Genomic DNA, 21,299 nt, shown 5'->3' on the forward strand with positions numbered 1-21,299 from the left:
GCGCTTTATCTCAATCTCTGGTTTCCCCTCAGTAATAGGGCGAATAGCACTGCTGACGCGGACCGTTATAGGGCTGGAACGTATTGTCGTAGACCCTGTAGGAGCGGTAGCGATTTTCGCACCATGCGATGTGGCTCGGCGTCATGCCCGAGGGAGCCGGTGCAGGCGCATAGTAGCGCGGCTGAGCGACGACGGCGCCGCCGACGATGGCACCGGCACCGAAGGCGGCCAGCGGATACCAGTAGCCGTTATAGCGGCGATAGCCCGGACGATAATAGGAATAGCCGCGATAGCCGCCGTACCAGCCGGGACGGTAGGCACGAGGATAGTAGCCGGGGCGATAATAACGGCGGTACTGGACGGTTTCGACAGGCGATGATTTTTCCACCTGCGGGGCGGCCGGCATCTGAATTGCCTGCGACGGCACGAAGCTCGTCGCAACGACGGCGGCGGCCATAACCGCAGTCGCGACCTTCTTACTCAGCCCAAACATTGCGTATCTCCGATCAAGAGCGAAAAAAGCATGCCGGACAACGGATAATATGGGAAATTGTTCCCAAAAGACCCGAAAACGGCATCTACGCTCCGCTTTTACCGGAGGCGAAATGAACCGGGCATTAACCGCTGGCGATCGCCCTCAGGCAACGACCGAGAGCTTTGCCTGATCACCCTGCAGCCGATTGACCATGAAGCTAGAATACCACTCGAGGAACTGCATGACGCCGCCTTCGTGAGCGGCAGAATAGGGACCGGGCTCATAGGCCGGCGAGTGGATGCCGAAGGCGTTCTCTTCGACGATGCGGCGATCCTGATCGTTGGTTTCGGTCCAGACGTGGGTCAGTTCCTCGAGATTGTAGTCTACTCCTTCGACTGCATCCTTGTGGACAATCCATTTAGTCGTCACCGCCGTCTCGTTGGCACTCAGCGGCAGCACGCGGAAGGAGATGGCGTGGTCGCCAAGCAGATGGTTCCATGTGGTCGGATAGTGGAACAGTAGCATAGTGCCGATGTGGCTGATCTTGACATCGTCGGAGAGCGGGCGTTTGACGGCGGGCTTTCCTGACATGGTGTAGCTTTCGGCGTCCTCGATCAGCGGCATCCGGGCAGTACGGAACTGTCCGTCCGGCGAGATCTGGAACTTGCTCGGCAGGCCGGCCGCTTCGCAACGCGCCCAGTGGCCGGCAATCTCCGGATCGTCGGCGCCTCCGTCCGTGCCTGTCACGCTCGGTGCTTCCGGATAGGTGCGGCAGAGCTCCGGGTGATTGGCGGCGCAGTGGTAGCACTCGCGATTGTTTTCCCAGACAAGCTTCCAGTTGCCCTTCTCAATGATGGTGCTCTGAAAGGCGATCTTGGCCTCGCCGATGTGATGAGGCGCCATATAGGGCTCGATCTTATCGCGCACCGTCTGGAAGTCCGGCGCAACATTGGCGAGGCAGATGAAGACGTAGCCGGCGACGATTTCGCAATGGACCGGCTTCAGTCCGTAGCCGCTCTTATCGAAATCATCGCCCATATGGCGCGCGAAGGCGAGCTTGCCGTCGAGATCGTAGGTCCACTGATGATAGGGGCAGACGAGCCGTACCGACGAGCCGTGCTCCTTGGTGCAGACGCGCGAGCCGCGGTGGCGACAGCTATTGTGGAAGGCCCGAATGACATTGTCGCGTCCGCGCACGATGACGACGGGATAGTCGCCGATCTGAACGGTAAAATAGGCGCCCGGCTTCGGCAGTTCGCAGTCATGGCCGATGAACAGCCAGTCGCGATAGTAGATCATCTCCATGTCCAGATGGAAATAATCCTCATCGATGTAGAAGGGTTGCTCGAGGCTGAAACCCTCGCGGCGGCCCTTGAGCTGGCGCAAAACGTTGCTGCGAATATCCATCTGCCTATCCTCGTGCATGTTGCTGCCACTCCTTTAGAGCACGACAGCGGAAGCGCGCCCGTTTCCCTCTCTCTCCGGAGAGCTGGTCATGGCGTCATTTAAGCACCGAGCATGCCAGTCGCTTGGTTGTAAAGCGACATCCGCTTCGAAATTGACGACAGTGAGCCGGGTGTCCTCAGAAACAATCACTCACCGTTGACCGTTGTCAATTACGACATTCACGGCGCTTCAGAAATAAGCGAATCCAATGCTGCGGGCCGATTTTATCGCATTTGCGACATCCCGCTCTCAAACCCGGCACCCGCGCCTTCTTCCCGTTATTTTAACAGGACGTTAAGCACGAAATCCTATCCTGCGCAGTGACCGACACAGCGAAGACTGCGAAAGCCATGGCCAAACTTCGATATTTCGACGCGCGGGAACAGATCAAGCCCGCCGAATCGCGGCTTCCTACCAAGCACTCAGAATTCCTGCGCACCGGCCGCATCAGCCGCCGCCGCGAAGACTGGCTTCCGGAAGAGCGCCGCTATCTCACCCATGAGGAAGTGGCTGAAAGGACGGCACGGAAGCTGCAGGCCGCCGGCGAAAAAACCCACCAGAATATCAACGGCTTCCACCATTCGATCCAGTTTCCGAAGATGATCTTCCACCGGACGCTAGCCGACAGCCCGCATCTCGGCTACTGCCACGTCACGGCCGCACGTACCAAGTTCGCCCGCTACGACGAAGTGGCATGGGCCTTCTATATCGCCAACTTCTATTCCGACATCGGCGACAACGACAATTTCTTCGACAATATCGCAGTGCAGAATTCCCGCATGTATTTCGCCGTGGCGATCAAACCGGGCGACAGCACGCCAGAGAGGATGGTGGTCGACCGCTCGGTGCGGGGCAACGGCCTGCTCTTCCGCACCGACGATCCGCAGATCGCCATCCGCAACATCCTCCTACTTGGCGCCCGCAACGAACAGCTGCGCCAAATCATTCGCCAACTGTAGGTTCGCCGATCCACCAGCTCCGGGCGGGATTGATCGCGCCGCAAGGAAGGCCTAATGACTGCCGCAGTAAAACCGGGCAGGACATGGCAAGAATAATCGACATCAAGGCGGACAGACAGACGGCGCTCGAAGCCGGCTGCGCGGCACTTGCCGAAGGCTTCGCGATCGCCATTCCGACCGAGACGGTCTATGGCCTTGCCGCCGACGCCACCAATCCGACCGCTATCACCCGCATCTACGAGACCAAGGGACGGCCGCGCTTCAATCCGCTGATCTGCCACATGGCGGATCTTGCGATGGCAGAGGCCTATGCAGAATTCGATCCGATCTCACGCGCACTCGCAGAAGCCTTCTGGCCCGGCCCGCTGACGCTGGTACTGCCTCTCCAGACCGGCACCGCGATCCATGCGCTCGCCACGGCGGGCCTCGACAGCGTCGGCATCCGCATACCGAAAGGTTTTACCGGCGATTTGATCCGTGCGTTCGGGCGGCCGCTTGCGGCTCCGAGCGCCAATACGTCAGGCAAGGTGAGCGCCACGAGCGCGGCCCATGTCGAAGCTGACCTCGGGGCAAAGATACCTCTCATCCTGGACGCTGGCGCGAGTACCGTCGGCGTGGAATCGACGATCGTGAAGGTCGAGAACGGCGAACTTCGGTTGCTGCGGCCAGGCGGCCTGCCGACGAGGGAGATCGAACGGGTGGCCGGCAAGCGCTTGCTGCGCTCGATGAAGGCAACCGCGGCGATCGAAGCGCCGGGCATGCTCGCTTCGCATTACGCGCCGGGCGCGGCCGTCCGGCTGGAGGCCACGGCACTGAGACCCGGTGAAGCACTGATTGCCTTCGGTCCAGACAGAGTGGCGGGTGCAGAGCACGCGGCGATCACGCTGAACCTCAGCCCACGCGGCGATCTCTCGGAAGCGGCCGCCAATCTTTTCGACTACATGAAGAAGGCGGATGCCAGCGGCGCGGCCGTGATCGCCTTTTCGCCAATCCCCGACGAAGGGCTTGGAGAGGCGATCAACGACCGGCTGCGGCGCGCGGCAGCACCGCGCGAGTGAGGAAAGAGGAACCCGGCTCCATGGGCAGCACAAGCATTTCTCCAGACGTTATCGAACGTTTCACCGCCATCGTCGGCGAAAAATATGCGCTGCGCAGCGAAGCCGATCTCGCGCCGCACCTCATCGAAAACCGCGGCCTCTATCACGGCTCCTCCCCTCTCCTGCTGAAACCCGGTACGGTCGAGGAAGTCTCCGCAATCATGAAGCTTGCGACAGAGACCGGCACGGCGATCGTGCCGCAAACCGGCAATACCGGCCTTGTTGGCGGGCAGACGCCGCGCGAGGGCAAGGCCGACGTCATCCTTTCGCTCGAACGCATGAGCAAGATCCGCGATGTCGATCCGGTCGCAAACGTGCTGGTCGCCGATGGCGGCGCGATCCTCGCCGAGGTGCAGAAGGCCGCCGAGGCGCATGGGCGTCTGTTTCCGCTGTCGCTCGGCTCGGAAGGATCCTGCCGCATCGGCGGCAACCTTTCCACCAATGCCGGCGGAACCGCGGTTCTCGCTTATGGCAACATGCGCCAGCTCTGCCTCGGCCTCGAAGTCGTACTGCCGACGGGCGAGATTTGGGACGGGCTCCGCCGCCTCAAAAAGGACAATACGGGCTATGATCTGCGCGATCTCTTCATCGGCGCTGAAGGCACGCTCGGCATCGTCACCGGTGCGGTGCTGAAGCTTTTCCCGCAGCCGCTCGGCCATCAGGTGGCCTTTGCCGGGCTTTCTTCGGTCGACGACGCGCTCGCCTTCTTTAATCTCGCTTCCAGCCTCTGCGGCACGTCACTGACGGGCTTTGAACTGATGCCGCGCTTCGGCGTCGAGATCACCGTGCGCAATATCGACGGCGTGCGCGATCCGCTCGAAACGCCGCATGACTGGTATGTGCTCATTGATATCTCCACCTCCGATTCCGCCGAGACGGCCGAGCGGATGATGAATGCCGTTCTCGAACAGGGTTTCGAAGCGGGGCTTGTGCAGGATGCGGCAATCGCCTCCTCCGTCGCGCAGCAGAAGGCGCTCTGGCACATGCGCGAGAGCATGTCGGATGCCCAGAAGCCGGAGGGCGGCTCGATCAAGCACGATGTTTCCGTGCCGGTTTCGAAGATACCGCACTTCATGAACGAGGCTGCGGAGGCGGTGACGGCCGCCATGCCCGGTGCGCGCATCTGCGCCTTCGGCCATATGGGCGACGGCAATATCCACTATAACATCTCGCAGCCCGTCGGCGCCGACAAGGATGCCTTCATCGCCCGCTGGCATGAGATGAACCATATCGTGCACGGACTGGTACTTGCCCATGGCGGTTCGATTTCCGCCGAGCATGGCATAGGCCAGCTGAAGCGTGACGAGCTCGCGTCGATCCGGCCGGCGATCGAGATGGAACTGATGCGCCGCATCAAGCGCGCCTTCGATCCGGCCGGCATCATGAATCCCGACAAGGTGGTGAGCCTCTAGGCGCAATTCCAAATGCAAAACCGATGCACAGTTTTGCTGGAATTGCTTTAGAGGCTCACGCCAATCAGAGCAGCGATGCCGCCTGGCCGGTGCCACCGGTCAGGAGTTGGAGCGCCGGCGACTGCTGGGTGTTGTTCTGGATGTCGTACATGGCGGTGAAGCGCTTGACGAGCTTATCGACCTTCTTCGGATCCTGCAGGTCCTCGAGCTTCACGAAGCGGCCGAGCAGATCGACCTGCTTGGCCACGTCCATCGACGACATCTGCTGCGGCAGGCTATAGGCCGTCTGGACGACCTGATAGAGCGCCTTGTCGCCGAGGATGCCATAGAGCGAGGTGATGTCGCCTGCCTTGCGCTTGAAGTAGAGCGCCAGCCGAACGCCGTCATTCTTTTCGCCCTCCTGGGTTTCCAGGGTCATCTGCACATACTGCTGCTGCGTATTCGCTTCGGCCTGCTTATCCTGGATCTTGCCCATTTTGGCACGGGTGAGGTTGCCGTCCTTATCGAAATTGAAGGAGGCGACGATCTCTTTGAAGCGCGCGTCAGCCGTGGTGTTGAGATAGCTCTTCTTGTCATCAGGATCGGAAGTGAAGATCTTCTTCAGCGTATCCTTGTCGTATTTCTTTGGATCGAGGCCATTTGCTTTCAGAACAAGATCCGTCAAGCGCTTGTCGGCCAGGAAATCGTCGAGCGATGTTATACCTGGAATGGTCTTGCCGAAATAATCTACTTCCTTGGTGGCATCCTTGGAAGCGCGATCCTTTGCGGGACCATCTTTCATCAGCATGGTCACGTGCGACTTATAATCGGTCGCATATTTCGCCATAGTCGCGGCAGAAAGAGCCGACATGGGCTCGGCAGCCTTGCCATCGGGTCCGAAGTTGAAAGCGCGCACCATCTTGGTGATGCGATCGTCCTTGAAGGATGCGACATATCCCTTGGGATCATAGGGATCGCTGACGAGCAGCTTGCGCATGGTGGAGCGCGAGACGTCATCTGACGTGAGGCCGTAAGCCTGCAGCGCCATCTCATACAGGTCCGGATAGGAGTTGTTGCTGAGAAGCGTATCGGCGGTGGCGTTGGTCTTCATGAAATCATTGACATTCTTCACGCCCTTGGCGTCGTCCATTCGCGACTTGTAGTTCGCGACGATACGGTCAATGAGATCCTCGCCCTGGTTGTTGACGCGAGCGCCGTAATTGTCTGACGTGTTGGTCGTCTGCTCACCAGTCTGGGCGCCTGTCGAAGTCGGCAGCGATCCATCCGCGGCGAAATTGAAGGCAGCATTGAGATCGCTCTGGCCGACGGAAGCGGCATGAGCCGGATCGGTGAGAATATTTCTGAGTTCGGCATCGCTCGTGTCGTAGGCCAGCCCGTAGGCCATTTTCAGATAGTCCGTCAGGGACGAGTCGGCCAGCAACTGATCGACATCGTTGACGTCGCCCATCCGGTCCAGGACGCCTTGTTCACGAGCAGAAGCGGCCGAATTCATCGTAGCTTTCTGTGTGGACGTCTGTGCCCAGCCGGGGGTGACCGTGCCGTCGGCCTGAAAATTGAACGCCGCGGTCACATTGGCATAGGGGCCCGTGCCGCTTTGATCGGTGAGAATATTACGCAGATCGGCATTCGAAACGCTCGTCGGAATGCTAAAAGCGTAACGGACGTAGCTGTTCAGCTTCTGGTCGCCCAGCAACTGATCCACGCTGCTGATCGAGAGTATTGTGTTTGCATAATAGGTGGCTGCGTCGTCCGCCTTCTTGGTCATCGCCGCAACCTGAGTGGCGCTCTGCGAGAGGGTATTTTGCGCGACCGTGCCGTCCTGACGGAATTTGAAGAGCTGATAAACGTCGCTGTATCCCTGGGCCGCCGCGACGGCCGGATCAGTCAGAATACCTCGAAGCGTGGTATCGCTGATGTCGTTGCCGATCTGCATGCTGGCACGCAGGAAGCTGACCAGCTTGTCGTCTGCAAGGAATACGTCGACTGCGGCAGTCGAGCCATTATTGGAGAGATCGCCGAGCTTTGTCTGGTAATTCGAGGAGTTGTTTGAAACGAGCTGATTTATGGCTTGAAGCTGCGTGACGCTCTGCGCGCCGACAACGCTCCCATCCGGCTGCGTCTGGAATGTGACCGAGCCATCCCCGTTGAAATTGAAGGCATCGTGGACGTCCTGATGGCCTGCAGTCGCGGCATAGGTGGAATCCGTGAGAATGTTCTTCAGCTCGGCATTGCTGAAATCCTGACCGAGGCCGTAGGCATCCTTAATGTAGGAGGTCAGCATCTTGTCGGAAAGCAATTCATCGACGTTGTCGATCGGGCTGACGCCACCTGGCGGCATCATCATGTTCGAAAAATAGCTCGACACGTTCGTCGCGTTATTCACTATACCCGTCAACTGGTCATAGGACTGCGCGCGCTCCGTGGGAGAAACGGTGCCGTCGGACCTGAAATTGAAGGCCTCGTAGGCATCCCCCAAATTGACCGAACGGGCATAGGCCGGATCGGTCAGAACACTTTTCAGCTGCGTAAAGCCCGGATCCATGTTGAAGGCGGAACGGACGTAATCTGCAAGCCGCTTGTCACTGACCAATTGATCGACATTGGTGATCGTGCCGATCTTGGACAGATAGTAGCTCTTGTTAAGATCCGACATCGCCTGGCTGGTATAGTACACATCACTGGCCGTGCCGTCGCGGTCGACGATCTGCGGTGCAGTCTTGATATTGTACTGTTCAATGACGTTGTTCTTCTGTGTCGCGGTCTGCGCAGCGCCGCCGACTATGGGAGCGCGGAAGGCGTAAAGCGACGCGACGGTTTGGGTCTGACCAGCGTTCTGCGCAGAACCAGTCACCGAACCATCGGCATTGAAGTTGAAATAGGACCGCAGCTCCTTGTACTTGTCACCGACATAGTTGAGCGACGGATTGGGATTGTTGAGGGGCGCGTCGCCGCCGAGCGTTGAGGGATCGCTCGTCAACACCATCTTGATGAAAGCGTCGTCGGCCGTTGCCGGATCGATACCGACGGACTGTAGCGCCACCGTGCGCAGGCGCGGGTCGGCGAGAAGGTCGTCGACCGACTGTACTGAACCGATATTGTCGCGGAAATACTGGGCATCGCCATTATCGGGCTTGAAATTGAACTGCTGGGCGAGCGCATAGAGCTTGTCGCCGACATATGTTTTGGTCGGGTCGAAGCTCGGATCGCTCGGGTCCGGCGCGTTGCCGCCGAGCTTGCTGATATCGGTCGTCAGGACACCGGCAATATAATCTTTCGACATGTAAGTCGGGTCGATGCCGACGCTCTTCAGCGCGTAGTTCAGGAGACGCGGATCGCTGACAAAGTCCTGAACGGTCTTCACACCGTCGATCTGCGCGCTGTAATATTTCGTTTCGGTGGCGGCCTGCTGTGCCGCATCGGCAAAAGACTGTTTGTAGAGGCCGATCAGATCGTCTTCCTGCGCGTCCGTCTGTATATCCTTGGGCGGCGCATTGAAATTGAAGGCGGCGGCGAACTCTCTGTAACGCGTGTCGGAGAGCTTATTGGCAAAGCTGTTCGCGTCCGTGAGATCGCTCTGCAAGACCTTCTTCATGAAGGCCTTGGCATAGATCATATCGTCGAGACCGTAAGCTTTCATGGCGTAGCTATAGAGCTTGTAATCGCCAAGAAAGTCGTCGACGTCCTTCACCTTGTTGATGTTGTCGGCGTAATATTGGGCGTCTTTCTTGACCTGCGTCTCATTAGCGACGCGATCCAGGCTCTTGGGCATATCGCGAGAGAGAATAACGTACGCCAGGGATGCCGTGATCATAAGTGCGCCCTTTTCGGCAAAGTCTTCAAAGAATGACGAACCATTAGCGCGAGCATTTTGCCACGCAAAACTTACCCGAGACTTACTTGAAGCTGTCCTGCTTTGGCACAGGCCGCGTTCACCATCCGGAAACCCTGCCATATTCGTTTTTGATAACCATCCCTGGAGGCAGGATTTTCTTAACCGCGATTTTTAAGCTGTACGGAACGGGGGCCGCCTATTGTCGGGCCATAGAGGACGAAAAGTCCCGAGGAGAAGACCGGAAATCGGCTCTCAGGTAAGACAAGGGTAGAAATGAAATGAAGAATACCGTTCTGAAGCCCGTCTGGGCTGGCACGACATTGCGTGTTGATCCGTCTCGCTTTCCGCAGCAGGTAAGCTATGCCATCCACGACCATGCCAGTGACGTCAGCATAACGATCGACGAACGCGGCGCGGTCCTGCGCAAGATTCTCCCCTCCAGCGGCCTGCCGCTCTCCATCGCCCTGCCGCGGCGGGTCTTCAAGGGCGTTGCAGCCCGCGCCATCGATCACGGCAATGGCGAGGTCACGGTGACCCTCGAGCTGCATCACGAAGATCCGGAACTCTGCGTTCCGCTTCTCGTCGCTCACGATCTCGGCGATATCGCCGCCGACTGGCGCAGCTGGTCGGAAGCCTTCGGCATTCCGATGCTGATGGTGGAGGCCGATGGCATCGCCCGCCCGCTCGAAGAACATCTGGGCGGACTGCGCACCGGCGAAATGAAGCCGCGCCGCCGTCACTCCTATTTCGCAAATCGCCGCCCACGCTTCCTCGTGCGCCGCACGACCGGCAAGCTCGGCGTCATCATGAAGATCGAAGGCAAGGAAATCATCGCCCGCAGCTGAGCGATACGTTCCGAACCGCTTTCAAAACCCGGCATCACGCCGGGTTTTTCATTTCGGGGTCATTTTCCGTTTCCGATTAGAGCAATTCCAGCAAAAGTGCGCAGGGGTTTGGCGTCCGGAATTGCATGAAACCAGAGATAGAGGCATTTCCTTGACTCTGAGAAAAACGGAAATGCTCTAGGGAATGGCGAAAAGCAGCGACACAAACAGGCCGAGAAAGATGATCAATCCGACGCGGGTGTTCGATTTGAAGAGCGCGAGGCACTGCGCGCCGTCGTTGATATCGAGCGTCCTGATCTGCCACGCGAACATTCCGGCCGCAATCAGCAGGCCGATGAAGGCCAGAAGGTTGACGTCGGCAAGCGCAAAGGACAGGAACATCAGCACCAGGGTCAGCCCGTAGAGGCCGACAAGTGCCAGACGCGTGCGCTCACCGAACAACCGCGCGGTGGAGCGAACGCCGATCAGCTCGTCGTCCTCCTTGTCCTGATGCGCATAGATCGTGTCGTAGCCGATCGTCCAGACGACGGAAGCGAGGTAAAGCAGGAAAGCAGAGAAGGACAGGCTACCGAAAATCCCCGCCCAGCCCATGAGCGCGCCCCAGGAAAAGGCAAGGCCGAGGAAGAATTGCGGCCAGTCGGTAAAACGCTTGGCGAAAGGATAGAGCGCAACGACGCCGAGCGAGAGCATGCCGAGCAGCACGGCAAACCAGTTAAACTGCAACAGCACGAACAGGCCGACCAGCGCCTGCAGTGCGATGAAAATCTTGGCCTGCCGGCGTGTTACGCGACCCGACGGCAGCGGCCGCGAGCGGGTGCGCGCCACCTGCATGTCGATCTCCTGATCGACGAGATCATTGTAGGTGCAGCCGGCGCCGCGCATGGCGACGGAACCTATAAAATAAAGGAAGAGATGGTAAAGCAGCAGAGCGCCGGAAAACACGCGAGGTTCGATTGCCGCATTGGCGGCAAGCGTGGCCGACCAGAAGCACGGCCACATGAGGAGCTGCCAGCCGATCGGCCTGTCCCAGCGCGCAAGCTGCGCATAGGGCCACAGCCACGGCGGCAGGATGCGGTAAACCCAATTATCCGAAGGCGCATCGGCAACGCGCCCTTTAAGACCATCAATCTGTTGCATGCGGTCATGTAGCGACGGGCAGCGCCCATGGTCAAGGCTTCATCGCCGACGAGTTCGCCCTCTGCGGCTCGATGGAATTCGCTTCGTCTCGCAAGGCTCCTGCTCTGCGCAACGAAGGAAAGTTCATCGCATCGACGGCAGGCTAATTTAGACGATTAGAATAGCCGATCAGTTCAGCGTGAAATTGAACTTGTAGCTCGCAGACAAGCCGATCAGGAACTGGTTCTTCGAACCTTTCTCGCGCACCAGGCTGCTGTCGGCGGCCGGACCGGCAAGACGCTTATATTCCGCAAAGGCGCTCGTCGACAGGTTCTCCGTTGCGTTCCAGGTGAGCGCAGTACCGGCGCCGTAAGACTGGACGCCACCCGAGGGATCATATGACTTCAACCCGCTTGCGGCTGACTGCGCTTCGTTGACGCCGTAATAGGAATGGAAGTATCCGCTGGTCGCAAAGGTGGCGCGCGGGCCACCGGAAAGCTGCAGATCGGGCGCGATATCGGTGAAGGCGTCAAGCGCCACGTCGGCCACGAGGCCGTCATGGGAGCGGATACCCTGGCGTAGTTCGGCGCGGGCACGCAACCAGTCGGTCGGATAGACTTCGGCAAAACCGCCGATTTCCGCACCCCACTTGACCTTCTTCAGGCCGCGCAGATCGCTGTCGTCATCTTGGTCACGCTGCGGCACATAGCGGCCGACGATACCGGCGCGGAAGCCGCCGTTGTCGACGAGCGCGAAGGAGGGGTTATCATTGCGCGAGGAAAACCGTGGACCGGCTCCCTGGCGGCCGATCGAGATCAACGGGCTGAACTTGAATTCGTTGCTCGACGCACCCTCGAACTTCGGGGCGGAAAAGCCTGATACACCGACCTTCAGATACCAGTCACCGGACCACCAGTGGCCGCCTTCCTGAGCAGAGGCAGTGCCGAAAGACGCAAAAACAATAGCTAAAGAGATCGATACGACTGATCGATTGAACACAATCCGCACTCCAGAAAACGCAATACAAGAACGGCCGCGGACGACGGCAAACGCTACATTTATAGCGAGGGTGTTACCTCATTCTTAACCACGTGGCTGAGATCGAGGGGGATCGGAATTACTTCTGGTTCCAGCGTCGGATCACCGGCTCTGTGAGATCGTGCTCGTAGCCGAGGACGCTGATGCTCGTCGTATCCAGAATGAAACGCGAGCCATCCTGTGGTGGCAGGCCGAGCCAGCGGGCGCCGAGCACACGCAGGAAATGTGAGCTCGAAAAGATCAGGACCGGCGCATTGATCTGGCGAAGCTCCGCGATGATGCGATCGGCACGGGCGCCGACGTCGCTTGCCGTCTCGCCATCCGGGCAACCATCACGGAAGAGCCGCCAGCCGGGACGTTTCGACAGGATTTCCTTGGTGGTGATACCTTCGTAGGCACCGTAATCCCATTCGGCGAGATCGGGCTTGATGACGGCCCTCTCCCCGAAACCTGCGAGTGCACAGGTGTTGCGCGCCCGCTGCGAGGGGCTGGACCAGACAGCGGAGACGGAAAGACCTGCGAGCCGTGGAGCGAGCGCGCGGGCCGCAGCCTCGCCATTGGCGGTGAGCGGAATATCGCTGCGGCCAGTGTGCTGGCCGGATAGCGACCATGCTGTCTCACCGTGGCGTACAAGAATGATTTCGGGAAATGCGCTCATATCCGTCTCTCTAAAAAGAAAAAGCGCGGTTGGGCCGCGCTTTCGATATCAGAAGGTGAACTTCTCCAGGGGCGGACGCGTCGCCTCGAATTCCCGAAGCTTCGCCTCGTTCGCCGGGATATAGTTCCTGTTGTCGGGCGTCGCGAACTGGTTCTTGGTGATCTGGATCTGCTCGATGAAGAGCTCATCCCAGCGGAAGCCCATTTCGGAGCCGGCCAGATAGAACTCCCACATCCGGAAGAACTTCTCGTCGTAAAGCGCCACCGCCTCTTCCTTGCGGGCCACGAAGCGCTCACGCCAGTGGCGCAGCGTATAGGCATAGTGAAGAGGCAGCACTTCAACGTCGCGGGTGAGCAGGCCAGCCTTTTCAAGCGGAACCAGCGTTTCGGCGATCGAGGGAATATAGCCCTGCGGGAAAATATATTTCTCGATGAATGCGTTGGTAGCGAAGCTCGGCTTCGGACGCGCGATCGAATGCAGCAGCATGACGCCGTTGTCATCCAAAAGCTCATAAATCTTCTTGAAGAAGTTGCCGTAATTGCCGATGCCGACATGTTCGAACATGCCGACCGAGACGATGCGGTCGAACTTCTTGCCCGTCAGGTGACGATAGTCCTGCAGCTCGAAGCGGACACGATCGGCAAGGCCACGTTTCTGAGCCCGTTCGCGGGAAATCTTCAGCTGCTCTTCGCTGAGCGTGATACCGGTCACATCGAGGCCGGGCGTCGATTCCGCCAGATACATGGCCATACCGCCCCAGCCCGAGCCGATTTCCAGCACGCGCTGGTTGGGCTGTGGCATGAGCTTGGCCGCGATGTGGCGCTTCTTGGCGACTTGCGCCTCCTCTAGGCCGATGCCGGGCGGATCGAAATAGGCGCAGGAATATTGCCAGTCTTCGTCGAGGAAGAGTTCGAAGAGCTTTTCGGACAGGTCGTAATGGTGGGCGACATTACGCTTGTTGTGGTTAACAGGCATGCGGCTCTTGAGCTGCTGCATGGCAATGCGGCCGATCAGCAGGGCTGCCATCTTGAAATCGAAGATTTCATTGGTGGTATTCTGCTTCACCAGAGCGAGAAAGTCGTAGATGTTGCCCTGTTCGAGAATGAACCGGCCTTCCATATACATTTCGCCGAGCTTCAGCGTCGGATCACGACGGATCGCATCCTCGGCTTCCTGATCGGCAAGACGAATGGCAACCGGTTCCCCGGTGCCGTCGCCAATCGTGTGGGTCTCGCCATTGGCAAGAGTAAGGGTCAAAGAACCCTTTCGGACAATTTTCTGAACAATCGATAAGAATGCCGACGCCATGGACGCCTCGCAAATGTGACAGGATGGTCACATCAACTTAATCGCTCTCGTCTGCCTTACAAGCGCCGGAATTAGCACTCCGCAAATTCAATTGCCAAAGTGTGACATTTTTGCAAATCTGGGAACTAACCCCTTATTTTCGCTTCATGGCTTCCGCGAGTGCCGCGCCGAAGGCGCCCTGGCTTTGCGGCTTGGACTGTTCCGGCTTGCGGTCCTGTTGCGGGCGCTGGCCGGCATTTCCGCGCGACTCACCGCGTGGCGAACCCGAGGGAACGCCATCTTCCTTGCGCATCGAGAGGCCGATGCGCTTGCGCTTCACGTCGACTTCGACCACCCGCACTTTAACCACGTCGCCTGCCTTCACGATTTCGTGAGGATCCTTGATGAAGCGGTCAGCGAGCTGCGAAACATGAACCAGCCCATCCTGGTGCACGCCGATATCGACGAAGGCGCCGAAGGCCGCAACGTTGGTGACGGTGCCTTCCAGCACCATGCCCGGCTTCAGATCGCTGATTTCATCGATGCCTTCGGCGAAGGTCGCGGTCTTAAAGCTCGGGCGCGGGTCGCGACCGGGCTTGTCCAGTTCAGCGATAATATCCTTGACCGTCGGCAGGCCGAACTTCTCGTCGATGAACTTGCGCGGGTCGAGCGCCTTCAAGGTGACGCTGTCGCCCATCAGCGAGCGCAGATCACGGCCACAGGCGGCGACGATCTTCTTTGCCACACCGTAGGCTTCCGGATGCACCGAGGAGGCATCGAGGGGCTCCTTGCCATTGGGGATGCGCAGGAAGCCGGCCGCCTGTTCGAAGGTGCGCTGGCCGAGACGAGCCACCTTCAGGAGATCCTTGCGGCTCTCGAAAGCACCATTCTGGTCGCGGTGCAGGACGATCGCGTCGGCGATCGAACGGCCGAGGCCGGAGACGCGCGACAGGAGCGGCGCAGACGCGGTATTGAGATCGACGCCGACGGCATTCACGGCATCTTCGACGACGGCATCGAGCGAGCGGGAGAGCTTCGTCTGGTCGACATCGTGCTGATACTGGCCGACGCCGATCGACTTCGGCTCGATCTTGACGAGCTCGGCGAGCGGGTCCTGCAGACGGCGCGCGATAGAAACGGCACCGCGCAGCGACACATCCAACTGCGGGAATTCGGCGGCAGCGGTTTCCGAAGCCGAGTAGACGGAAGCGCCGGCTTCCGAGACGATGACCTTGGTGGGTTTGGGAGCCGGAAGGGCCGCGAGCATATCGGCCACCAGCTTTTCCGTCTCACGGCTGCCGGTGCCGTTGCCGATGGCGATCAGCTCGACATTGTACTTGCGGATGAGGGCGACGAGCTCGGCCTGGGTGCCGCGCACGTCATTCTTCGGCGGGAACGGATAGACAGTTGTCGTATCGAGCAACTTGCCGGTGCCATCGATGATCGCGACTTTGACGCCGGTGCGAATGCCCGGATCGAGCCCCATCGTGGCGCGCGAGCCGGCAGGGGCCGCCAACAGCAGATCCTTGAGATTGCGCGCAAAGACGTGGATCGCCTCTTCCTCCGCCCTTTCGCGTAACTCGCGCATCAGATCGAGTGATAGCGACATGGAGAGCTTCACGCGCCAGGTCCAGCTTGCGACATCCATCAGCCAGCGATCGCCGGGACCGGCTGCACCGATTTCGTAGGCGGTGGCGATCATGCGCTCGACCGGCTTGTTCGGCGAGGCGATCTCGGCATCAGCCTCGATCGTCAGGGTCAGGACTTCCTCGTTCCAGCCGCGCAGCATGGCAAGCGCGCGGTGGCCGGGAACGGTCGCCCAGCGTTCGGAATGATCGAAATAATCGGAGAACTTTTCGCCGGTCGCTTCCTTGCCTTCGACCACCTTCGCCTTCAAAAGCGCGGCATTGCGCATATGGGCACGCAGCTTGCCGAGCAGATCGGCATTTTCGGCAAAACCTTCGGCGACGATGTCGCGGGCACCTTCGAGGGCCGTTTTCATATCCGGAACGTCGGCGGTGATATAGGCCTCTGCCAGCGCGACCGGATCCTTGCTGCGATCGGCGAGGATCGCTTCGGCTAGCGGGCCAAGGCCACGCTCGCGGGCAATCTCTGCGCGGGTGCGGCGCTTCGGCTTGTAAGGCAGATAGAGGTCTTCCAATTCGGCCTTGGTGGCGGCACCCGAGAGCTTTGCCATCAGCTCGTCACTCATCTTGCCCTGGCTGGTGATGGATTCGATGATCGAATCGCGGCGGGATTCGAGCTCGCGCAGATAGACAAGCCGCTCGGCCAGCGTACGTAGCTGCGTATCATCCAGCCCGCCCGTCACTTCCTTGCGGTAGCGCGCGATGAATGGCACCGTTGCACCCTCGTCCAGCAGCTCGATCGCCGCCTTGGCCTGGTCGGGCCGGGCATTGATTTCAGCGGAGATGCTTGCTGCGAGCGAACGAAGGTCAGCGGCCATGGGATTTCCTGCAGTTCATTAGGGTTGGCGGACCATAGCGACGAAAAGCGGCAAGGCAATGCCTCCCGCCGCTTTCCACAGTTGAAGGCAGCGCTCCCAGCGATTTAAGAGGCATGACTGAGGCGCAATTGAGCCTTCTTCTTCCTGTTTTTGCGGTTGTGCAGATGCGGCATTCTTTGGTAGCAGAGGCGACCATTTTTGATTGCCCCTGCCCTGCAGGCGCCAGGAAAAGAGTACTATGCCGAACCTGCTTCTCGAACTTCGCTCCGAAGAGATCCCCGCCCGCATGCAGCGCAAGGCCGCCGGCGATCTCAAGAAGCTCCTGACCGATGCACTGGTGGAAGCAGGACTGACCTATGAAGGCGCGCGCGAATACTGGACGCCGCGCCGCCTCACGCTCGATATCCACGGACTGACCGCCCGCTCCGCCGATATCCGAGAGGAACGCAAGGGGCCGCGCACCGACGCCAATGAAAAGGCGATCGAAGGCTTTCTGCGCGGCGCCGGCCTTTCCTCGACTTCCCAAGCGCAGGTCGTCAGCGACCCGAAGAAGGGCGATTTCTACGTCGCCGTCATCTCCAAGCCCGGCCGTGCTGCCGAGGAGATCATCGCCGAAGTAATGCCCGGCATCATCAAGGACTTCCCATGGCCGAAGTCGATGCGCTGGGGCAAGGCGTCCTCGCAGCCCGGCTCGCTGCGCTGGGTGCGCCCGCTGCAGTCGATCGTCTGCACCTTCGGCAGCGAGCATGAAGAAACCGTCGTCATCCCCTTCGAGATCGACGGCCTCGTCGCCTCCAACGTGACCTACGGCCATCGCTTCCATGCGCCAGAGGCCATTACCGTCAAGCGCTTCGACGACTACGTCGCGAGCCTTGAAAAGGCGAAGGTCATTCTCGATGCCGAGCGGCGCAAGGACATCATCCTGCATGATGCCCGCGACATCGCCTTTGCAAGCGGGCTGGAACTGGTCGAGGATGAGGGCCTGCTGGAAGAGGTTTCCGGCCTCGTCGAATGGCCGCAGGTGCTGATGGGCTCCTTCGAGGAGGATTACCTTTCCATCCCCTCCGAGATCATCCGCCTGACCATCAAGACGAACCAGAAGTGCTTTGTCACCCGCAAACAGGGCGAAGAGACGCTTTCGAACAAGTTCATTCTCGTCTCCAATATCCAGGCGACTGACGGTGGCAAGGAAATCATTCACGGCAACGGCAAGGTCGTGCGTGCCCGCCTGTCGGACGCGCTGCATTTCTGGAAACGCGACCAGGGCAATCTGCCGGACCTTGAGACGCTGGAAGCCTCCGCCAAGAAATTCAGCCTCGACCTTGCCAAGCCGCTCGACCAGCGCATGGCGAAGCTCGATGCGCTTCATGTCACCTTTCATGCTAAGCTCGGCACCCAGGGCGATCGCGTCGAACGCATCCGCGCGATGGCTGCCAAGATCGCCATGCCCGTCGGCGCCGATTACAAGATGGTGGACCGCGCCGCGGTTCTCTGCAAGGCAGACCTGCGCACCGAAGCCGTCGGCGAATTCCCGGAACTGCAGGGTGTCATGGGCCGCAAATATGCGGCGCTGCAGGGCGAAGACGTTTCCGTTTCCACCGCCATCGAAGACCATTACAAGCCACAGGGTCCGTCCGACCGCGTGCCTGACGACAAGGTGGCGATAACAGTGGCGCTCGCAGACAAGCTCGATACGCTCATCGGTTTCTGGGCGATCGACGAGAAGCCGACCGGCTCGAAGGACCCGTTTGCGCTTCGCCGTGCGGCGCTCGGCATCATCCGCATCCTGCTTGAAAAGCGCGCTCGCGTGACGCTCTTGCCGCGCATCGTCTCGCATATGCAGCGCATCGATATGGATATCGGCGCCAGCGTTGATACAGACGACCTGACGCGGCAATTCGATCTGCTCTCCTTCTTCCACGACCGCCTGAAGGTCTATCTGCGCGAACAGGGTGCCCGCCACGACCTCATCGATGCCGTGCTGACGACTGAATCCGACGACCTCTTGATGGTCGCCCGCCGCGTGGAGGCGCTGACGGCTTTCATCACCTCGGAAGACGGCATCAACCTGCTTGCCGGCACCAAGCGTGCCACGCAGCTTCTGGCCGCCGAGGAGAAGAAGGGCACGGTTGTCGCCGACGGCGTTTCCGAGGCGTTGCTGCAACTTGACGCCGAGAAGGAACTGTTCGCCGCCATTACCAAGGCTTCGTCGGAAGCTGCCGGCGCCGTTGCGCATGAAGACTTCCGCTCGGCCATGGAAGCGCTGTCGAAGCTGCGTGCTCCCGTCGACCGCTTCTTCACCGATGTGCTGGTCAATGATGAGGATGCCGCGATCCGCGCCAACCGCCTCGCCCTCTTGCGGATGATCCGTGCGGCGACGGGGACAGTCGCGGACTTTTCGAAGATCGCCGGCTAAACGGCCGACAAAAAATGGGGCCGTTCGGCCCCATTTTGCTTTTCTCCCTCATCGTCCCTTTTGCATCTTGGCGATGGTCAGCGTTTCGCCTGCGCGGCCATAACCTCCGTCGACGACCTCATCGACGAGAACCATCGTGTAGGGGCGCACACCCTCGCCGAAAAAGTCAACGAACATGGCGGTCGTGCGGAGGATGATGTCCTCTTTCTGCTCTGCACTCAGAGTACCCTCGGGAAATTTGTAGTTTGCGAATGGCATGATGAGCTCCTGCCTGGTTTGCGTTGTGACCCGGCAAGCCTAGCGGCAACAGCAACATGCTTGAAATTGATATGAAGTATATGCATTCATCCATGCCATGGATTTGCACGGTATTGATCTCAACCTGCTCGTCGCCTTCGATGCGCTGATGAAGGAACGGAGCGTGACGAAGGCCGGCATTCGCATCGGCCGCACGCAGCCCGCCATGAGCGCTGCCCTGGCACGGTTGCGCAGCCTTCTCAAGGATGAGCTCTTGATACGGGGACCGCAGGGCCTGCAGCCGACGCCGAGAGCGCTCGATCTCGCCGAGCCATTGTCGCGTGCTCTTGCCGATATCCAGCGCACACTCGATTTCAGCCAGGCGTTCGATCCCGCGACCTCGTCTGCCACCTTCACAATCGGTCTCTCCGATCATCCGACTTTCGCACTTTTGCCGCAACTCGCTGCGCATCTTGCCAAGGCGGCTCCGGATGCGACATTGCAGGTCCGGAATTTCAGCGCGCGTGACGATGCCATCGATCTCCTGGATGCCGGAGAGGTCGATGTGACGGTGGGCGTGCCGGCAACGAAAACGGGACGCATTCTGACCCAGCCCCTATTTGAGGAGCGTTTCGTCTGCATCGTCAGGAGGGATCATCCGACTGCACCACGCACGCTCGATCTCGACGCCTTTCTGGCTCTTCCCCACCTGCTCGTCTCGCCTGAGAATGAGCGTTTCGGCCATGTCGATACGGCTCTTGCCAAGGAGGGGCTTCAGCGGCGGCTCGCGCTCACGCTTCCGAATATGTATGCCGCGCCGCTCTTGATTGCCCGTTCCGACATGATCGCCACCTTGATGGCCGGTGTCGTGGCAGCCTCCGGCCATGCGCACGAACTTGCCCTGTTGAAGCCACCGCTCATGCTGGAGCCCATCCCCTTCGTCATGTCATGGCATCGACGCAACGACGCCCATCCGGCGCAGCGCTGGTTTCGGAATTGCGTTGCCGAGGCTGTGCCTGACGTCAGGCGGTGACGCCTGCATGAATATCCATTAAAGCTCCCTCCATGATGTCCAAGATCCTCGTCAGTGCCTGTCTCATGGGCCACGCCGTTCGATATGACGGGCGCGCGAAGCCGCTCGTCCATCCGGCAATCGAACGCTGGATGCAGGAAGGCCTGATCGTGACAATCTGTCCGGAAATGTCGGCCGGCATGCCGGTGCCGCGGCCACCTGCCGAAATCGGCGATGCGGCTGATGGCGAGGATGTGCTGGCAGGGGTTGCCCGCGTCGTGGAACTGACCGGTGGCGATGTGACCGAGGAATTCCTGCGGGCGGCGGAAAATGCCGTGCGGCTTGCGACCGATAATGGCTGCCGCTATGCGCTGTTGATCGACGGCAGCCCCTCCTGCGGTTCCGGCTTCATCTATGACGGCTCCTTCTCGGGCAGCCGGCGGGCCGGCAACGGCGTTACCGCGGCGGCGCTGAAGCAGGCAGGCATCGAAGTTTTTTCTGACCGAGAGATCGATCGGCTGATCGAACGCATCGGCGTCAACGGCACGGCCGCCGGGGATGCCGGCGGCCGCTAACTTCTTTCGTGATAAAATAGCTTGCAGTCGCCCGCTTTTAAGCGGCGCGGCGACCGTGATGCATGGCGGGCGCTGCTGCGGCGTTGCCGACGCGGAAGCCGCGGATGAGGCCGAGCAGTTCATCGGTATCGGCAGCCAGCGTTTCGGCCGAGGCCGTCGTCTCTTCGGCCATGGCGGCGTTCTGCTGGGTGGCGGCGTCGAGCTGGTTCATCGAGGACGAGATCGAGCGCAGCGTCGTATCCTGTTCGGACGCGCTGTGGGCGATCTTGGCGACGATCTCGTTGGCGGCCTTGATCTGATCGGAGATGCGCTTCAGCGCTTCGCCTGCCTCGCCGACGAGGCGGACACCATGGTCGACCTGGCTGGAGGAGCGGGCGATCTGATCCTTGATCTCCTTGGCGGCAGCAGCCGAGCGCTGGGCAAGCTCGCG

At 59.9% G+C, this 21,299-nt stretch carries 17 protein-coding genes; 7 read left to right on the forward strand and 10 right to left on the reverse strand.

Annotated elements, in window-relative coordinates; translation table 11 throughout:
* Positions 1-28: 28 nt before the first annotated feature.
* Together FHT78_RS15115 and FHT78_RS15120 are read right to left on the reverse strand one after the other, a co-directional pair.
* The gene (locus FHT78_RS15115; protein WP_183745269.1) at positions 29-493 is read right to left on the reverse strand and encodes a BA14K family protein; all 465 of its coding nucleotides are present in this window, start codon (positions 491-493) and stop codon (positions 29-31) included.
* Between the two features lie 144 nt (positions 494-637).
* The gene (locus FHT78_RS15120) at positions 638-1,882 is read right to left on the reverse strand and encodes an aromatic ring-hydroxylating dioxygenase subunit alpha (protein WP_183745272.1); all 1,245 of its coding nucleotides are present in this window, start codon (positions 1,880-1,882) and stop codon (positions 638-640) included.
* Between the two features lie 389 nt (positions 1,883-2,271).
* On the opposite strand from FHT78_RS15120, the gene FHT78_RS15125 reads away from it, so the two are divergent.
* From FHT78_RS15125 to FHT78_RS15135, 3 genes are all read left to right on the forward strand, one after another.
* Entirely contained in the window at positions 2,272-2,880 is a 609-nt protein-coding gene (locus tag FHT78_RS15125) for a DUF6656 family protein (RefSeq protein WP_183745275.1), read from the forward strand.
* 83 nt (positions 2,881-2,963) lie between these two features.
* On the forward strand, positions 2,964-3,938 hold the full coding sequence (locus FHT78_RS15130) for an L-threonylcarbamoyladenylate synthase (RefSeq protein ID WP_183745278.1): 975 nt from the start codon (positions 2,964-2,966) through the stop codon (positions 3,936-3,938).
* A 20-nt stretch (positions 3,939-3,958) separates the two neighbouring features.
* The gene (locus FHT78_RS15135; RefSeq protein WP_183745281.1) at positions 3,959-5,389 is read left to right on the forward strand and encodes an FAD-binding oxidoreductase; all 1,431 of its coding nucleotides are present in this window, start codon (positions 3,959-3,961) and stop codon (positions 5,387-5,389) included.
* Between the two features lie 64 nt (positions 5,390-5,453).
* On the opposite strand, the gene FHT78_RS15140 is transcribed toward FHT78_RS15135, so the two are convergent.
* A complete protein-coding gene (locus FHT78_RS15140; protein ID WP_183745284.1) occupies positions 5,454-9,200 on the reverse strand; it encodes a DUF1217 domain-containing protein in 3,747 nt (1,248 codons plus the stop codon).
* 299 nt (positions 9,201-9,499) lie between these two features.
* Here FHT78_RS15140 and FHT78_RS15145 point away from each other — a divergent pair, with 299 nt between their 5' ends.
* Positions 9,500-10,066 carry a DUF6101 family protein gene (locus tag FHT78_RS15145; RefSeq protein WP_183745287.1) on the forward strand — a complete coding sequence of 189 codons (567 nt, stop codon included), beginning with the start codon at positions 9,500-9,502 and terminating at the stop codon, positions 10,064-10,066.
* A 177-nt stretch (positions 10,067-10,243) separates the two neighbouring features.
* Here the strand turns inward: FHT78_RS15145 and ubiA are convergent, their stop codons facing one another.
* From ubiA to FHT78_RS15170, 5 genes are all read right to left on the reverse strand, one after another.
* Positions 10,244-11,203 (reverse strand): 4-hydroxybenzoate octaprenyltransferase, encoded by a 960-nt coding sequence (gene ubiA, locus FHT78_RS15150; RefSeq protein ID WP_183745290.1) that lies wholly within the window; start codon positions 11,201-11,203, stop codon positions 10,244-10,246.
* A gap of 168 nt (positions 11,204-11,371) precedes the next feature.
* Positions 11,372-12,181 carry a MipA/OmpV family protein gene (locus FHT78_RS15155; RefSeq protein ID WP_183745293.1) on the reverse strand — a complete coding sequence of 270 codons (810 nt, stop codon included), beginning with the start codon at positions 12,179-12,181 and terminating at the stop codon, positions 11,372-11,374.
* A gap of 118 nt (positions 12,182-12,299) precedes the next feature.
* Entirely contained in the window at positions 12,300-12,878 is a 579-nt protein-coding gene (locus FHT78_RS15160) for a histidine phosphatase family protein (RefSeq protein ID WP_183745296.1), read from the reverse strand.
* A 48-nt stretch (positions 12,879-12,926) separates the two neighbouring features.
* Entirely contained in the window at positions 12,927-14,186 is a 1,260-nt protein-coding gene (locus FHT78_RS15165) for a cyclopropane-fatty-acyl-phospholipid synthase family protein (protein ID WP_183745299.1), read from the reverse strand.
* 133 nt (positions 14,187-14,319) lie between these two features.
* Positions 14,320-16,629 (reverse strand): Tex family protein, encoded by a 2,310-nt coding sequence (locus tag FHT78_RS15170; protein ID WP_183745301.1) that lies wholly within the window; start codon positions 16,627-16,629, stop codon positions 14,320-14,322.
* Between the two features lie 238 nt (positions 16,630-16,867).
* On the opposite strand from FHT78_RS15170, the gene glyS reads away from it, so the two are divergent.
* On the forward strand, positions 16,868-19,045 hold the full coding sequence (glyS, locus tag FHT78_RS15175) for a glycine--tRNA ligase subunit beta (protein ID WP_183745304.1): 2,178 nt from the start codon (positions 16,868-16,870) through the stop codon (positions 19,043-19,045).
* Positions 19,046-19,093: 48 nt separating this feature from the next.
* Here the strand turns inward: glyS and FHT78_RS15180 are convergent, their stop codons facing one another.
* The gene (locus tag FHT78_RS15180) at positions 19,094-19,303 is read right to left on the reverse strand and encodes a 4-oxalocrotonate tautomerase family protein (RefSeq protein ID WP_183745307.1); all 210 of its coding nucleotides are present in this window, start codon (positions 19,301-19,303) and stop codon (positions 19,094-19,096) included.
* 97 nt (positions 19,304-19,400) lie between these two features.
* Here FHT78_RS15180 and FHT78_RS15185 point away from each other — a divergent pair, with 97 nt between their 5' ends.
* Together FHT78_RS15185 and FHT78_RS15190 are read left to right on the forward strand one after the other, a co-directional pair.
* Positions 19,401-20,315, forward strand: a complete 915-nt coding sequence (locus tag FHT78_RS15185) for a LysR family transcriptional regulator (RefSeq protein WP_183745310.1) — start codon at positions 19,401-19,403, stop codon at positions 20,313-20,315.
* 32 nt (positions 20,316-20,347) lie between these two features.
* The gene (locus tag FHT78_RS15190) at positions 20,348-20,869 is read left to right on the forward strand and encodes a DUF523 domain-containing protein (RefSeq protein WP_183745313.1); all 522 of its coding nucleotides are present in this window, start codon (positions 20,348-20,350) and stop codon (positions 20,867-20,869) included.
* 37 nt (positions 20,870-20,906) lie between these two features.
* Here FHT78_RS15190 and FHT78_RS15195 read toward each other — a convergent pair.
* The coding region (locus tag FHT78_RS15195) for a methyl-accepting chemotaxis protein (RefSeq protein ID WP_246715291.1) at positions 20,907-21,299 on the reverse strand (393 nt) is incomplete at its 5' end.

The organism is Rhizobium sp. BK196, assembly GCF_014193255.1.
GTDB lineage: Bacteria > Pseudomonadota > Alphaproteobacteria > Rhizobiales > Rhizobiaceae > Rhizobium.

Coding starts and splice junctions, on each gene's coding strand:
- FHT78_RS15115 (WP_183745269.1), bottom strand. CDS start 493: ATGTTTGGGCTGAGTAAGAAGGTCGCGACTGCGGTTATGGCCGCCGCC.
- FHT78_RS15120 (WP_183745272.1), bottom strand. CDS start 1,882: ATGGATATTCGCAGCAACGTTTTGCGCCAGCTCAAGGGCCGCCGCGAG.
- FHT78_RS15125 (WP_183745275.1), top strand. CDS start 2,272: ATGGCCAAACTTCGATATTTCGACGCGCGGGAACAGATCAAGCCCGCC.
- FHT78_RS15130 (WP_183745278.1), top strand. CDS start 2,964: ATGGCAAGAATAATCGACATCAAGGCGGACAGACAGACGGCGCTCGAA.
- FHT78_RS15135 (WP_183745281.1), top strand. CDS start 3,959: ATGGGCAGCACAAGCATTTCTCCAGACGTTATCGAACGTTTCACCGCC.
- FHT78_RS15140 (WP_183745284.1), bottom strand. CDS start 9,200: ATGATCACGGCATCCCTGGCGTACGTTATTCTCTCTCGCGATATGCCC.
- FHT78_RS15145 (WP_183745287.1), top strand. CDS start 9,500: ATGAAGAATACCGTTCTGAAGCCCGTCTGGGCTGGCACGACATTGCGT.
- ubiA (WP_183745290.1), bottom strand. CDS start 11,203: ATGCAACAGATTGATGGTCTTAAAGGGCGCGTTGCCGATGCGCCTTCG.
- FHT78_RS15160 (WP_183745296.1), bottom strand. CDS start 12,878: ATGAGCGCATTTCCCGAAATCATTCTTGTACGCCACGGTGAGACAGCA.
- FHT78_RS15165 (WP_183745299.1), bottom strand. CDS start 14,186: ATGGCGTCGGCATTCTTATCGATTGTTCAGAAAATTGTCCGAAAGGGT.
- FHT78_RS15170 (WP_183745301.1), bottom strand. CDS start 16,629: ATGGCCGCTGACCTTCGTTCGCTCGCAGCAAGCATCTCCGCTGAAATC.
- glyS (WP_183745304.1), top strand. CDS start 16,868: ATGCCGAACCTGCTTCTCGAACTTCGCTCCGAAGAGATCCCCGCCCGC.
- FHT78_RS15180 (WP_183745307.1), bottom strand. CDS start 19,303: ATGCCATTCGCAAACTACAAATTTCCCGAGGGTACTCTGAGTGCAGAG.
- FHT78_RS15185 (WP_183745310.1), top strand. CDS start 19,401: ATGGATTTGCACGGTATTGATCTCAACCTGCTCGTCGCCTTCGATGCG.
- FHT78_RS15190 (WP_183745313.1), top strand. CDS start 20,348: ATGATGTCCAAGATCCTCGTCAGTGCCTGTCTCATGGGCCACGCCGTT.